The 14,776-nt window shown below is 61.4% G+C and carries 10 protein-coding genes and 1 tRNA gene; 7 read left to right on the top strand and 4 right to left on the bottom strand.

Annotation, left to right across the window (positions count from 1 at the left end):
- Positions 1–25: 25 nt before the first annotated feature.
- The 3 genes from Q0974_RS06955 to Q0974_RS06945 all read left to right on the top strand — a co-directional run bounded on the left by Q0974_RS06955 (position 26) and on the right by Q0974_RS06945 (position 1,623).
- The gene (locus Q0974_RS06955; RefSeq protein ID WP_299324208.1) at positions 26–730 is read left to right on the top strand and encodes a hypothetical protein; all 705 of its coding nucleotides are present in this window, start codon (positions 26–28) and stop codon (positions 728–730) included.
- 97 nt (positions 731–827) lie between these two features.
- Positions 828–1,064, top strand: coding sequence for a hypothetical protein (locus tag Q0974_RS06950; RefSeq protein WP_299324205.1), 237 nt, complete (start codon positions 828–830; stop codon positions 1,062–1,064).
- 46 nt (positions 1,065–1,110) lie between these two features.
- Positions 1,111–1,623, top strand: coding sequence for a TIGR02281 family clan AA aspartic protease (locus Q0974_RS06945; protein WP_299324203.1), 513 nt, complete (start codon positions 1,111–1,113; stop codon positions 1,621–1,623).
- Positions 1,624–1,769: 146 nt separating this feature from the next.
- On the opposite strand, the gene Q0974_RS06940 is transcribed toward Q0974_RS06945, so the two are convergent.
- The 4 genes from Q0974_RS06940 to Q0974_RS06925 all read right to left on the bottom strand — a co-directional run bounded on the left by Q0974_RS06940 (position 1,770) and on the right by Q0974_RS06925 (position 5,613).
- Positions 1,770–2,927 carry a cell wall hydrolase gene (locus Q0974_RS06940; RefSeq protein WP_299324201.1) on the bottom strand — a complete coding sequence of 386 codons (1,158 nt, stop codon included), beginning with the start codon at positions 2,925–2,927 and terminating at the stop codon, positions 1,770–1,772.
- 109 nt (positions 2,928–3,036) lie between these two features.
- Positions 3,037–3,939 carry a peptidylprolyl isomerase gene (locus Q0974_RS06935; RefSeq protein WP_299324199.1) on the bottom strand — a complete coding sequence of 301 codons (903 nt, stop codon included), beginning with the start codon at positions 3,937–3,939 and terminating at the stop codon, positions 3,037–3,039.
- Between the two features lie 42 nt (positions 3,940–3,981).
- Positions 3,982–4,611 carry a hypothetical protein gene (locus Q0974_RS06930; RefSeq protein ID WP_299324196.1) on the bottom strand — a complete coding sequence of 210 codons (630 nt, stop codon included), beginning with the start codon at positions 4,609–4,611 and terminating at the stop codon, positions 3,982–3,984.
- Between the two features lie 171 nt (positions 4,612–4,782).
- Positions 4,783–5,613, bottom strand: coding sequence for a LytTR family DNA-binding domain-containing protein (locus Q0974_RS06925; RefSeq protein ID WP_299324193.1), 831 nt, complete (start codon positions 5,611–5,613; stop codon positions 4,783–4,785).
- A gap of 113 nt (positions 5,614–5,726) precedes the next feature.
- Here Q0974_RS06925 and Q0974_RS06920 point away from each other — a divergent pair.
- The 4 genes from Q0974_RS06920 (at position 5,727) to Q0974_RS06905 (ending at position 14,768) form a co-directional block, all read left to right on the top strand.
- A tRNA-Ser gene (locus tag Q0974_RS06920) sits at positions 5,727–5,817 on the top strand.
- A gap of 60 nt (positions 5,818–5,877) precedes the next feature.
- The gene (locus Q0974_RS06915) at positions 5,878–7,020 is read left to right on the top strand and encodes a TIGR03032 family protein (RefSeq protein ID WP_299324191.1); all 1,143 of its coding nucleotides are present in this window, start codon (positions 5,878–5,880) and stop codon (positions 7,018–7,020) included.
- A 261-nt stretch (positions 7,021–7,281) separates the two neighbouring features.
- Positions 7,282–8,340: a TIGR03032 family protein gene (locus tag Q0974_RS06910; RefSeq protein WP_299324190.1), complete on the top strand. Its 1,059-nt coding sequence runs from the start codon at positions 7,282–7,284 to the stop codon at positions 8,338–8,340.
- Positions 8,341–8,684: 344 nt separating this feature from the next.
- Positions 8,685–14,768, top strand: a complete 6,084-nt coding sequence (locus Q0974_RS06905) for an Ig-like domain-containing protein (protein ID WP_299324189.1) — start codon at positions 8,685–8,687, stop codon at positions 14,766–14,768.
- Positions 14,769–14,776 lie beyond the last annotated feature (8 nt).

The following is a 14,776-nucleotide window of genomic DNA, read 5'->3' as shown; positions in this document are numbered from 1 at the left end:
GATATTGGGCGAAGGGGAAGAGACTATGCAGATCGCGCGCATCAGGAATATCGCCTTTCTAGCCGTTGCAGCCGCCGGCCTGTCCGGCTGCACCATCTATGATGGCTATGGCACCGGCTATTATAGCGACCGTTATGCCGGGAATCTCTACCCGGACGAATGTTACGACAAGGACGGTTATCTTTACCCGGAATGTGAGGACGCCGCCTATGTCGCCCGCAACGGCTATGGTTATGGCAGCGTCTTCTACAATAACCGCTACGGCCCCTATGGCTGGTATGACGGCTTCTACTATCCCGGCTATTCCTTCTACGTCTATGATCGGCTCGGCCATCGCTATCGCTGGCGGGACCATCATCGCCGCCATTGGGAGGAACGCCGGGCCCGCCGTTATGCGCGCGGCCAAAGGCGGGAAGCACGGCGCGAAGCCCGCCGGGAGGAAAGACGCGAAATCAGACGCGAGGAACGCCGGGCGGAACGGCGTGGCGAGCGCCGCGAGAACAGGCGCAATCGCGACGGAGCGAGAAACAGCTATCGCGGCCCCTATCCGCCGGTCACCAACACACGCCCGCAGCGGCGCACAGATAGCGGCAATCGAGGCGGACGCTCCGCCGTACGCCAGGCTCCCGCGCGTAACACCGCGCCGCCAGCACGCGCCAACACCCGCTCGACACGGCAGAATTCCACACAACGCATGCGCAGCGGTCCACGCGACACGCATCCCGAATAAGATGAACAGAAACCGGTGATCCCGGTCACAGCCGATTCATCTCGGTTCATCGATACTCGCTCTCGTTCCATCGACAGGAACGCAGAGGAGATAATCGATGTATCACGACCAGAACGCCTTTACCCCGGCCCGGTTGGGAATTCGCATCGTCTATCGGGCGAACGAAACCAACCATTGCCCCGGCTGTGGCCGCTCGCACTGGCATATCGGACGCATGAGCGCCGAATGCGCCTTTTGCGGCACCGCCCTGCCCCTCGAACGCGGGCCGACGATCGGCACCGGCCTGTTCCGCAGCCGCGGCAAGACCGACGCCTTCGCGCCGCTCGCGGCCTGACGGCCAGCGAAACCGCTGCTTAACCCCATGCCGCTATGATGGCGGCATGGAAAAGCTGCTTCCGATAATCGGTCTCGCGATGATCGCGCTCGCCTTTCTCGGCGGCGAGCGCGAGGCCGAACCGGTTCCGGTCGAGCTTGCATCCTCAACAACAGCCGATTCCAAGCCGTTTGCTGAAGTGGCGGGCAACGGATCCGCGGAATTTGCGATCGACCGCGCCGCCGACGGGCATTTCTACGCCGATGTCCGGATCAACGGCGCGACCAGCCGGATGTTGATCGATACTGGCGCCAGCAGCGTCGTGCTGACCCGCGAGGATGCGCAGCGCGCCGGCATCCAGGCGCGTCCCGGCGAATTCACGGCGACGGCGCAGACGGCGGGCGGCCCAATCCCTTTGAAGCCGGTGACGATCGACCGTGTCGCACTGGGCCCCGTGGACAGCCATAATGTGCCCGCGATGGTCGCGGAAAATGATCTGCCGATATCGCTGCTCGGCCAGTCCTTCCTCGAACGGGTCGGGACGGTCGAGATCAGCGGCGATGAAATGCGGTTGCGTTAAGTTTGTCAGACCTTCGCTGACGCTCAGGCGCGGCACCGGCCCACTCCCCCTCCCGGCCTCCCAACAGGGTATACTCAATGGGAGGCCGGGAGGGGGAGTGGGCCGGTGCCGCGAACTTCCGCAAGGAAGTTTCTGACAGAAAACCCCTAACCGCCGATCCAGCGCCCGCTGTCGCGATATTCGGGGCGGATTTGCGAATCCGGCAGCGCATCCTCGATCGGGCGGCTGCGCGGCAGATTGTTCGGCTCACGCGTAACATTGGCTTCCGTGATACCGGCGCGCGCTATGGGCGCAGGCGGCAGGCCGTCTTCGGCGGTCTGCGCATCGGTCAGGATATCCGTTTCCTCGATCGCCGTTTCCGCATTGCGTGGTTGCCAGGGGCGCGGCGCGGGTTCGCGGCCGGAATAGCGGATGGTAAAGGCGCCCGGGCTGCCAGCCGTTCCGCGCAACCGGTGGAACAGATGCCGACCGATCATGTTGGTCATGGTGAGCGTCCGCCCCCAATAGGGCCAGATATCGAGCGTATGATAATGGGTCGCATAGCCGACCTCGCCGAACTGCCGCCCGGCGATCGCTTCGCGGGCATAGCGCTGCGCCTGCGCCCAAAGGCTCGGCAGCGGACGCCGGGCCAGCGCGCCATCACAGGTAAAGGTGAACTGGCAGCCGGTGCTCCGCTCGCTGCCCTCATAGACGACACCGCAAATGCTGTTCGCATAACCGGGATGACGGACACGGTTGAGCACCACTTGCGCCACCGCCCGCTGCCCGGCCTCGGGTTCAGTCCCCGCCTCATAGTAGATCGCCTGAGTCATACAGTGGAGCGCGCGTTCGCGGTCGGCATCGCTTGCTGCGCGGAACGCAATACCGGACGGCACGGGCCCCTGATAACCCGAATGTTCGGCAAGCTCGGCTTCGATGGCGGCGCGGATCGCGTCTTCTTCAGCAGGGGTAAGCGTCATCGGTAGGGCGCTTCCATCAGGCGCGTGACCGACCAGTTCGGAGAAAGGCCGCGCTTCGGGCAAAGAAACCGTCAGCCCGCGTTCGGGAAGCGCCAGTCCGGCCGCGCTGAGCGTAACAAGGCCCACCAGTCCGAGCAAACCAGCCACGACGCCTGACCAAACCGGGCGTTTTCCCGTTGCAGCCGCGTGTTCCGGTCTTTCAAGGACGAGCGTTTTCGAAACGCCGACATCCGCGGAGTCGCCAGCTTCGTGCAGAACGGGTGCGGCGGACACGCGCTGCAAGGGCGCATCCTCGGCCCAGTCCCCCTGCATCCAGCGGGGCAGCGATGTCCCGGCATCGGCCACGGCTTCGTCCCTCTATTCGAAAATTCGGCAGCATCGGCGCTAGGCGAATTCCGGAACAAAGTACCGATAATAGATGGTTAACCAGAGCCCGCAGGCCCCGCAAAGATGCTTAATCGGCCGCCGCGCGCCGGATCGGCAGGTTGACGTTGCAGACGTCCACCGCGCCGGCAGGCCGGATGAACCAGCCGGTCCGGTTGGCCCGCGCATCGACATAGGCCCGAAACGCCGCGCTATCCGTGCGCATCACTTCGAAGCGGGGCTGTGCGGCCTCCTCCAACTCGCTGGCGAGGCGCACGCTCGCAATCGGCACGCGTTCGCCCGGGCCTTCATAGAAGCCCAGCGGGCCAGTGCCGCGCGGCAGGCTGGAGAGATGTTCGATCCCCTCGATTACGCGCCCGACCAGCGCGATATTGCGGTCGAGATGACGGGGCGCATGGCCGATCACCGTATAGAGCTCGGCACCCGTGCCGGTATCCGGATTGTCGCCGCGCCCGACGCCGACCATGCCATAGCAATGGACGAGCGTGCCGCTGCGCACGCCGTCTTCGCGCGGGCTGTGCCCGACCGGCCAACCGCTCAGATAACCCGAATATTGTTCATAATGCCCGTCCTGCACGTTCACGAATTCAGCGAGATAGGTGTCGCCCATCGCGAAATCATATTCTTCGGGCGGGTCGCGCTCGATGCCTTCGGGCAACGGCTTGTTCCCGCTCGCATCGCCCCACTGCACGACATAATTGTCCTGCACACGGTTGATGCTGATCCCGTCATACCAGCCCTCCCGAGCCAGCCTGCGGATATTGGCGACATGGATCGGCGCGAAACCGGGCGCCAGCTCGATCAGGACCTCACCGCCATCGCCGAGCGTCATGATCAGTAGATTCTCCGGCAGTATCGGCCGCCAATCCTCTTCGGTAGTCGCGGCGACGATTTCGGCCGGGGATTGCGGTGTTTCGGGCGCCTGCATGGCGAGGAGAAGCGGAGCGGCGGCGATCAGGGCAAGCTGTTTCATGCCGCCCTTGTGCCATGGCTTATTCCGCTATTCCAGATTCGCTTACTCGTCCGCCGGCGCCTCGACCAAATTGCCAACCACGGACCGGCTGACATAGCGCAGATTCCACGGCACCTGCGGCTCACCCCATTCGCCATCCTCGCCGCGCGCGCGAATTTCACCCCAGCTATGCACGGTGCCATCCGCCTCGGGCACCCAGTACCAGGTCCGATGATAGTCCGCGCCATCGGGACCCACGAACTCGTGGCTAAGCACGATTGCGCCATCGCTTTCGCGCTGCTCGCCCTGCACGGTAATCGCGCCGCCGGCATTGCCGACCCACATCTGCTGCCAGCGCGGCCCCGGTATGAGCGATGTGATCGACATACCGCCATAACGATGCGGCGCACCGGGCGTGCGATACCGGTCCGTCATCTGCGACCATTGTTGTCGGAGTGCGCAGCCATGTTCGATCGTCTCGATCCGGTCGATGCCCTGGACGACACCGGTATCATAGTCGAAGGCCACCCATTCACCGACCCAGAAGTCGAACTGGCGGAACGGGGCAGCAGAGCAGGGTTCGACGAACTCGCCGTCTCCGCCAGCCTGCGGCGTCTGTGCGTGTGCGGGCATGGCGGGCAGCAAAGCTGCTGCGGCTACCCAACTCGCGATTTTCGCATTGATCCGGACCATTGCGCGCGTCTCCCGACTGTTATGTATCGGAAGCGCCTTCTCACAGCCCGCGCCATGGTTTGAAGACCCGGACCGGGCCGATGTGGCCAATATGCGCAACGCTGGGACGAATACGGTCCTACCGGGGCCGAAATTTTCAGGGCAGTACCGAGCGCAGAAGGCCGATACCGATCAGGCGGCCGCGTGCTGCACCTCGAGCAGCTGTTCCAGCACCCGCTTGCCCGATGCACTCACGGGAAATTCCCGTCCGCCCGGCATGAGGACGGTCTGAGCACGGCCCGATCCGCGCCGGACGGAAACAATCGCATCGGCCCGGACAAGGTGCGAGCGATGGACCTGCACAAAGCCATGGCGCGCCAATAGCGCGTTCATTTCCGCGAAGGTCGCGCGATGCAAAAACTCGCCATTTTCGGTTACGAGCGCGACATAATTGCCCTGCGCCGTGGCCGCGATCACATCGTCGATATCGACAATATCCACGCGGTGCGCGGAGCGGACGACGATCTTGCCCGCCTCTTCATCCTGCGGCGCATGCGGCACCTGGCCCCGTATGACGCCGAGGACATGGCCCGATAGCAAGGCGACCGCGAAGATCAGGATATCCCATATCCATTCGCGAAAACTGTTGGCCGCCAGCATATCGCCCGCCGTAACGCCCCAATAGGCCGCGACGATCACCGCCATATTCGCCAGAACGATGAAGGTGATCCCGGCTGCAAGGAGGATGGTTTCGACGGCGATTCGCACCCAACCGGGCCGGCGCCGCGCCTGATCGATCCCGACCCATACGGTCAACGGTGTGGCGATCAGCCAGGGCAGAAAGCCGAGCGCGTAGATCTGAACGATCTGCAGCATATCGCCACCGCTACTGCGCGTATCGAGATAACTGGTCAGGGTGAACAGTCCGACCGTAACGATCCATAACAGAGTCGTGACGCGGGCAATGGCCCATATTGCGCCCTGGGAACGTTCGGACAGGCCTTCGGGATGCGCAGTCGCCATCCGGCCAATCTATCCGATTTTCGCCACGGCGCCAGCCTGTCGCCGGAAACCGACCGGACAGCCTTGCGCACACGCCGCGCGCGCTTTAGGTGCAACCGCTTGCCAGGATATGCGGAGCGGTGGCCGAGTGGTCGAAGGCGCACGCCTGGAAAGTGTGTATAGGGTAACCCCCTATCGTGGGTTCGAATCCCACCCGCTCCGCCATTCATGTGTTGTAAGATATTGTAATATAGTTTTTATTTAAAGCCACTGGCAGTCGATGATTTGGAGAGCAGGACGATTCCGAACACGGGCGAAAAGACGCCGGCCGAGATTGCTACTGGCGAAAACAGGGCGGCGGAGACCGAAGCTGTAGAGGAGACAGCGGGCGAAGCAGCCAAGATCGATATCGACTTCTCGAAAGGCTTGGCGGGATTCTTGGCGACCCGAAATATCTCAATCGCCTTCACCTCCTATCAGACCGGCCGGCTATACCTGATCGGCCATGGGAAAGACGGCAAGCTCGCCCTGCACGAAGCGCTCTATCCGCAGGCGATGGGCGTCACCGGGGACAGCAACCGGCTCTATCTGGGCACGCTGACCCAGCTCGTCCGGCTCGAAAACGTGCTGGCGTCGAACCAACTCGCCAACGAAGTGCATGACAAGGTTTATGTGCCGCGCAACATGCAGACGCTCGGCAATATCGACTTTCACGAAGTCGGCATATGCGAGAATGGCGTCGTGGTGTTCGTGAACACCAAATATTCCTGCCTGTGCGAGCCCAGTCTGACACACAGTTTCCGGCCGATATGGAAGCCAGACTTCATTTCCAAGCTCGCGCCGGAAGACCGATGCCATCTCAACGGCCTCGCCATGGTCGATGGCCGACCCAAATATGTGACGGCGGTCTGCAAGTCCGACGTGATCGACGGCTGGCGAGACCGGCGCCACGACAGCGGCGTCGTTATCGATGTCGAGACCGACGAAATCGTCGCCGAAGGGCTTTCCATGCCGCATTCGCCGCGCTGGCACGACGGCAGGCTATGGCTTCTCAATTCGGGCACCGGCGAGCTGGGCTGGATCGATATGGAGAAAAAGAGCTTCGTGCCCTTCGCATTCTGCCCGGGCTTTACCCGCGGCCTCGCGCTACATAAACAGCATGCGATCATCGGCCTTTCCAAGCCACGTCACGGGCGCTTTGAAGGGCTCGCACTGGATGAACGCCTGAAAGAAAAAGATGCAGATGCTTGGTGCGGTCTTCAGTGCCTCTCGCTTTCGTCCGGCGATGTGATCCAATGGCTGCGCTTCGATGGAGCGATTACGGAACTGTTCGACGTTTGCGTACTCCCCGGTGTGAAGAACGCACTCACGCTCGGCCCGCAATCGAACGAGGTGCGCGATTTCATTACCATTGAGAATCCGCCCTAGCTTGATGGCGGATGGCCCTACGGTCTGGTTCGGCGATGACAATTCCCAATGCTCTGCTTTGATCGCAAAGCTGGCAGATTTGCCGGCCTCACGCTGCGCAAATGGCTGCCAACACAGCCCATAATATTCGAACCGACGTCGGCGATAATCGCCATTCGTTCGGGGATCGCCACATGCCTAGGATTATACTATTCGATTTTGCGATCTGATACGGGCCAATAAAATCGCGCGCTGATGTACCTCAGACAAGAGCCAGCTAGCATGAATAAAGCAAAGCAGACCGAAGAAAAATTTGCGCTGACGAGCTCTCGCCATTTCCCACAATGGCTCACCCAACAGCAGATCAGCATCGTATTTACGACTTATCAGGGCAATAAAGTCTATTTCATCGGCGTCCAGCCAGAGGGGCGTTTGTCCATCTTCGAGCGGACCTTCATGCGCTCGATGGGTATCGCCGTCACTGACGACGCCAGGACTTTGGCACTCGCGACCCAATATCAGATTTATCGTCTCGATAACGTTCTCGCGACCGGTCAGCAAACGCCTGACGGTTTTGATGCCCTTTATGGCCCGCACCAAAGCTGGATCACCGGCGATGTAGACGCGCATGATGTAAGCTTCGCCCAAGATGGACGGCCTGTTTTTGTTGCCACACGCTTTTCCTGTATCGCCACGGTCAGTGATGGGCACAGTTTTCGGCCGCTCTGGAAGCCACCGTTTATCAGCAAGATTTCGCCTGAAGACCGCTGCCATCTGAACGGCATGGCGATGATCGAAGGCAAACCTGCTTTCGCAACGGCGATTTCCCGATCCGATATGGCGGACGGGTGGCGGGACAAGCGCGCCGATGGCGGGATCGTCATCGACGTGAATACAAACGAGATCGTAGCGGCAGAACTCTCGATGCCGCACAGTCCACGCATGTATCGAGGCGAGCTCTATCTGCTCAATTCGGGTACCGGCGAATTCGGGAAGATCGACCGCGAGAGCGGAACTTTTGAGCCCATTGCCTTTTGCCCCGGCTATGCGCGTGGCCTGACTATCCGGAACGGTTTTGCAATTATCGGCCTCTCGCTCTCGCGCGACAATCGAACCTTTTCAGGTCTGCCGCTCGATCAGGCTTTACTGGACCGGGAAACCGAACCGCGTTGCGGCCTCGCAATCGTTGATCTTGCAACCGGCGATATGATCCATTGGGTGCGCATCGAGGGGGTTATTCGCGAATTGTTTGACGTTTCGGCCCTGCCGGGTGTGCGCCGGCCTTCCGCGATCGGCTTTAAGACCGATGAAGTTATGCACGTTATCTCAGTCGAGGCGTAGGGCACATCTGGGACCGTGTCACTGCCCTGACGATAACGCAGATGCGGATCAGGCTTCGCCGTCCAAGCGAATCAGCCCTGCTGCTCACTGCACACAAATCGGGCGACCTCGATTGGCGCGCGCGTGTGGGCACGTTAGCAGCCGCGCAACCGACACCTCATAGTCGTTACGTATAGTATATGACCCTCTCCGCGTAGCCGGTTGCTTATAGCAGCCCAAACAGGACCCCGCAGCCGATGCTGGCTGACAAGTACCGGCGGATTATGCCGACATTGTCAGGCTTTGACTTGCCGACGCTAACATGGTGAAGATTGTATAGAATTTCCTTGGGAGGGGAACAGAAGATGAGCGATCTGTTGCGCGATCCGCTGGGCAGTATGAGCGATACGATCTTGGACCCGGCGACGCGCGAGAAAAGCGGTATCGGCCGGATGCGCTTGCCGTTCTCCCCCGACATGGCGGCATGGCCGCCGCTTTCCGTGTCCGACAGCCATTTTGCGATTGCGCAGAGTTTGGATGCCCCGATTCAGGGCGCGCGCTTGCTGGATGCGCCCCCGATGAGTGCACCGCTTCCAGATGCGCCGCCGCCACAAAAAGCCGCGCTCTTGGCGCTGACCATCGGCATGCCGGAGACGCGGGCGGATTTCGGCACGATCGTGGGCGGCCGCGCGGTTGTCGATCTGTCCGGGCTGACCGCGTTCCAGGGCTTTGTCGTCCAGGGTGATATGGCGAACGATAATGCGGGGTGGAGTGTCTCGTCGGCCGGCGATGTCAATGGTGATGGCATCGACGATCTCATTGTGGGGGCTACTGGCGGTAGCGATGGTGGCGGTGCTGCCGGTGAGGCTTATGTGATTTTCGGCACGGTGGGCGGGTTCGGCACGGAAGTGGACGGGCGGCAGGTCATCGATCTGACAAACCTCGATGCCGCAACCGGCTTCCTCGTGCAGGGCGATCAGGGCGGCGATCAGCTGGGATTCAGCGTGTCCTCGGCCGGCGATATCAATGGCGACAGCATCGACGATATAATCGTCGGAGCCAATCGCGGCAGCGATGGAGGCACCTATGCCGGAGAGGCCTATGTAATATTCGGTACGCGCAGCGGGTTCGGGTCAGATATGGGCGGACGGCAGGTTATCGATCTGACCAGCCTCGATGCCGCAACCGGCTTTATCGTCCAAGGCGATCAGGACGGCGACCGAGCAGGCATCAGTGTATCGTCGGCCGGCGATATCAATGGCGACGGCATCGACGATATCGTCGTCGGCGCTATGCAAGGCAACGATGGCGGCAGCAATGCTGGCGAGGCCTATGTGATATTCGGCTCGTTGAGCGGGTTCGGCACCGATGTGAGCGGCCGGCAAGTCGTCGATCTCACGAGCCTCGATGCCGCAACCGGCTTTATCGTCCAGGGCGACATGGCAGATGATTGGGCTGGTTTCAGCGTGTCATCGGCCGGCGATATCAATGGCGACGGTATCGACGATATAACTATCGGGGCCTTCTTTGGCGACGATGGTGGCGGTGCTGCCGGTGAGGCTTATGTGATATTCGGGACGCGCAGCGGGTTCGGCACTGATGTGAGCGGCCGTCAGGTTATCGATCTGACCAACCTCGATGCCACCACCGGCTTTATCGTCCAGGGCGATATGGAGTATGATCAGGCGGGATGGAGCGTGTCGTCCGCCGGCGATGTCAATGGCGACGGTATCGACGACCTGATCGTCGGGGCTCGCAATGGCGACGATGGCGGAACCCTTGCCGGCGAGGCCTATGTTATTTTCGGCACGCGAAGCGGGTTCGGGTCCGATGTTGGCGGCCGCCAGGTTATCGATCTGACCAGCCTCGATGCCGCCACCGGCTTTATCATTCAGGGCGACACGGCGTTCGATCTAACAGGCACCAGCGTATCATCGGCTGGCGATATCAATGGCGACGGTATAGACGATCTGATTGTTGGCGCGCCCTTTGGCGACGATGGCGGCGACTATGCCGGCGAGGCCTATGTAATATTCGGCACGCGCGGCGGGTTCGGCACCGATGTAAGCGGCCGGCAGGTTATCGATCTGACCAGTCTCGATACCGCGACCGGCTTTATCGTCCAGGGCGATATGGAGGGTGATAGGGCTGGCCAAAGCGTGTCGGCGGCGGGCGATATCAATGGCGATGGTATAGACGACCTGATAATCGGGGCTTTCAACGGCGACGATGGCGGCTCCTTCGCCGGCGAGGCCTATGTGATTTTCGGCCAGGCGAACGTCTATCGCGATCCCTTCCCACTGGTGATGGATCTCAGCACGCTGGGCGCAGCAGACGGCTTCATTGTTCAGGGCGATATGCCAGATGATTTTACCGGCACCAACGTATCTTCGGCCGGCGATATCAATGGCGATGGTATAGACGATCTGATTGTCGGCGCGCCCTTTGGCGATGATGGTGGCAACATTGCTGGCGAAGCCTATGTGATATTCGGTACGCGGAGCGGGTTCGGCACCGATGTGAGCGGTCGCCAGGTTATCGATCTGACCAGTCTCGATGCCGCCACCGGCTTTATCGTGCAGGGCGACATGGCATTAGATTTTGCAGGTGATAGCGTGTCATCAGCTGGCGATGTCAATGGCGACGGAATCGACGACCTCATAATCGGAGCTGGCGGCGGCGGCACCGCGGGCGAGGCCTATGTGATATACGGTACGCGGAGCGGGTTCGGCACCGATGTGAGCGGCCGACAAGTCGTCGATCTGACCACTCTGGACGCCGCCACCGGCTTCATCGTCCAGGGCGATATTGGGGGAGATGCTGCAGGCAACAGCGTATCGTCGGCCGGCGATATCAATGGCGATGGTATCGACGATCTAATTGTCGGCGCTACTAATGGAGACGATGGCGGCACCTTTGCGGGCGAAGCCTATGTGATATTTGGCACGCGGAGTGGATTCGGCAGCGATATCGGCGGCCGCCAAGTTGTAGATCTGAGCACTCTAGACGCCACTACCGGCTTTATCGTCCAAGGCGATATGTTTGGGGATGGTGCAGGCTATAGCGTTTCGGCGGCCGGCGATGTCAATGGCGACGGTATCGATGACCTGATCATCGGGGCAAGGACTGGAGACGATGGTGGTTTCCAAGCTGGCGAGGCCTATGTGATATTCGGCACGCGCGGCGGGTTCGGGACCGATATCGCCGGCCGCCAGGTTATTGATTTGACCGGCCTCAACGCCGCCACCGGTTTTATCATCCAAGGTGATGTGGAGGGTGATCAGGCGGGATGGAGCGTGTCATCAGCCGGCGATGTCAATGGCGATGGTATCGACGACCTGATCATCGGAGCCACCGGCGGCGGAGACGGTGGCACATCTGCAGGCGAGGCCTATGTGATATTTGGCACGTTAAGCGGCTTCGGCATCGATGTTGGCGGGCGGCAGGTCATCGACCTGACCAACCTCGATGCCACAACTGGCTTTATCATACAGGGCGATATGGGCGGCGATGGTGCGGGCAATAGCGTGTCGGCGGCCGGCGATGTTAATGGCGACGGTATCGACGACCTGATCGTCGGCGCGCAGATCGGAGACGATGGCGGCTACAATGCGGGCGAGGCCTATGTGGTATTCGGTACGCGGAGCGGCTTCGGCACCGATATCGGTGGCCGCCAAGTCTTCGATCTCTCTAGTCTCGACGCCACGACCGGCTTTATCATACAGGGCGACATGGCAGAGGACAGAGCTGGTCGCAGCGTGTCGGCGGCCGGCGATGTCAATGGCGACGGTATCGACGACCTGATCGTCGGGGCGCGATATGGCGACGATGGCGGGGCTGATGCTGGAGAGGCCTATGTGATCTTTGGCCGGCGCGTCAATTTCACGCCGGAAGGCACAGATGCCACCATCACTATCGACGAAGATACAAACCATGTCTTCGCGGCCTCGGACTTCGGCTTTAGCGATGGCGATGCCGGCGACATGCTGGTCGATGTCACCATTACCTCGCTGCCCATCGCCGGTACGTTGTTGCTCGACGGTACGCCGGTGATGGCTGGCGATCTGCCGCTCGTAGTCCCGGTCGCCGATATCGGCGATCTCGTCTTCACCCCCGGTGCCGACGACAATGGCGCTGCCTATGCCAGCTTCGCCTTCCAGGTCTCCGACGGCAAAGCGAGTTCCGCGGCCAATACGCTGACCTTCGACGTAACGCCGGTCGACGATCCGGCGATTGCCATCGACGACAGTTTTACGACCGACGAGGCGACAGTGCTGGCGGGCGGCAATGTCTTCGCCGCCAACCCGGCGACCGCCGATTCCGATATCGACAGCGGCCTGACCGTCACGGCCGTCAACGGCAATACCGCCAATGTCGGCGTCCAGATCGCACTCACATCAGGCGCGTTGCTGACGCTTAATGCCAATGGCACGTTCACCTATGATCCCAATGGCGCGTTCGATACATTGCCGGGCCCCGCCTCGGGCGCATCCAATCTGGCCGAAACTGACAGCTTCACCTATGAGCTCAACACTGACGATGTGGCGATCGTCACGGTCACCATCAGCGGCCTCGACAGCAATGGCGATGTGCTGTTTGGCACAGCGGGGAACGATATCCTCAACGGCGGTCTCGGCGCAGACGCGATGGCGGGCGGCCTGGGGGACGACATCTATCGCGTCGACAATGCCGGGGACACGGTTGCCGAAGCCGGCGGCGGTGGGCGTGACAAAGTCAATACAACCGTCGACTTCGATGCCGGGAGCGCCGAGATCGAGGTCATCCGCGCCTTCTCCGACAGCGGCCTCATATTGAACGCCAGCACGAGCGGCTCGCTACTCTTCGGGCGCAACGGTGACGATATGCTCTTTGGCGCCGCGGGCGATGACCGGCTCGATGGCGGTGGAGGGAATGACATATTGGATGGCGGCCGGGGCGCAGACGCGATGGCGGGCGGCCTGGGCGACGATATCTATCGCATCGATGATGCCGGCGATACGGTTACCGAGGCCGCCGGCGGCGGGCGTGACGTCGTCAGCACCAATGCCGACTTCGATGCCGGAAGCGCAGAGATCGAAGTCATCCGCGCCTTCTCCGACAGCGGCCTCATATTAACCGCCAGCACGAGCGGCTCGCTGGTCATCGGGCGCAACGGCAATGACACGCTCAATGGCGCCGCAAGCGATGACAGGCTCGATGGCGGCGCGGGAAACGATATACTGAACGGCGGTCTGGGCGCAGACGCCATGACGGGCGGCCTTGGCGACGATATCTATCGCGTCGACAATGCCGGCGATACGGTTACCGAAGCCGGCGGTGCCGGATTCGACAAGGTCAATACAACCGTGGACTTCGACGCCGGGAGCGCGGAGATCGAGGTGATCAGGGCCTTCTCCGACAGCGGCCTCATATTGACCGCCAGCACAAGCGGCTCGCTGGTCATCGGGCGTGACGGCAATGACACGCTTCTCGGCGCCGCAGGCGATGACAGGCTCGATGGTGGCGCGGGGAACGATATTCTCAACGGCGGTCTTGGCGCAGACGCGATGGCGGGCGGTCTGGGCGATGACATCTATCGCGTCGACGATGCGGGCGATACGGTCACCGAAGCCGCCGGAGGCGGGCGTGACATAGTCAATACGACCATCGAATTCGATGCTGGCAGCGCGGAGATTGAGGTCATCCGCGCCTTCTCTAATAGTGGCCTTACATTGACCGCCAGCACGAGCGGCTCGCTAGTCATCGGGCGGAACGGCAATGACACGCTTCTCGGTGCCGCGGGCGATGACAGGCTCGATGGCGGTGGAGGGAATGACATATTGGATGGCGGCCGGGGCGCCGATGCCATGACGGGCGGCCTGGGTGACGACATCTATCGCGTCGATGATGCCGGGGACACGGTTACCGAAGCCGCTGGCGGCGGTCGTGACGTCGTCAGCACCAATGTCGACTTCGATGCCGGGAGCGCGGAGATCGAAGTCATCCGCGCCTTCTCCGACAGCGGTCTTATATTGACCGCCAGCACGAGCGGCTCGCTGGTCATCGGGCGCAATGGCAATGACACGCTCAACGGCGCCGCAAGTGATGACAGGCTCGATGGCGGGCTCGGTACGGACATCTTGTCGGGCGGCGCAGGTCTCGACCGATTTGTGTTCGAAGAAGGCGACAGCGCGGCGGCGATCGCCGATGCCGATCACATCGCCGATTTCAGCCAGGCCGACGGCGATCTTATCGATCTGGAAGCAATCGATGCGATCGCAGGCGGTAGCGATGATGCCTTCTCCTTCATTGGCACCGACGCGTTCAGCAATACTGCAGGCGAGTTACGCTACGAGCAGGTCGGTGGCGATACGCGAATTTTTGGCGATACGGATGGCGACGGGATGGCGGATTTCACCATCATCCTCGACAGCACAGTCGACCTCGTCGCTGCCGACTTCATAACCTGATAAACACC

This window comes from Parasphingopyxis sp., from assembly GCF_028279465.1.
In the GTDB taxonomy this organism is placed as follows: domain Bacteria; phylum Pseudomonadota; class Alphaproteobacteria; order Sphingomonadales; family Sphingomonadaceae; genus Parasphingopyxis.
The sequence above is the reverse complement of the archived record's forward strand: the minus strand, read 5'-3'. Positions and strand labels throughout refer to the sequence as shown.

Excerpts from the sequence above, each read along its gene's own strand:
- Q0974_RS06955 (WP_299324208.1), top strand. The coding sequence starts at position 26 with ATGCAGATCGCGCGCATCAGGAATATCGCCTTTCTAGCCGTTGCAGCC.
- Q0974_RS06950 (WP_299324205.1), top strand. The coding sequence starts at position 828 with ATGTATCACGACCAGAACGCCTTTACCCCGGCCCGGTTGGGAATTCGC.
- Q0974_RS06945 (WP_299324203.1), top strand. The coding sequence starts at position 1,111 with ATGGAAAAGCTGCTTCCGATAATCGGTCTCGCGATGATCGCGCTCGCC.
- Q0974_RS06935 (WP_299324199.1), bottom strand. The coding sequence starts at position 3,939 with ATGAAACAGCTTGCCCTGATCGCCGCCGCTCCGCTTCTCCTCGCCATG.
- Q0974_RS06930 (WP_299324196.1), bottom strand. The coding sequence starts at position 4,611 with ATGGTCCGGATCAATGCGAAAATCGCGAGTTGGGTAGCCGCAGCAGCT.
- Q0974_RS06925 (WP_299324193.1), bottom strand. The coding sequence starts at position 5,613 with ATGGCGACTGCGCATCCCGAAGGCCTGTCCGAACGTTCCCAGGGCGCA.
- Q0974_RS06910 (WP_299324190.1), top strand. The coding sequence starts at position 7,282 with ATGAATAAAGCAAAGCAGACCGAAGAAAAATTTGCGCTGACGAGCTCT.
- Q0974_RS06905 (WP_299324189.1), top strand. The coding sequence starts at position 8,685 with ATGAGCGATCTGTTGCGCGATCCGCTGGGCAGTATGAGCGATACGATC.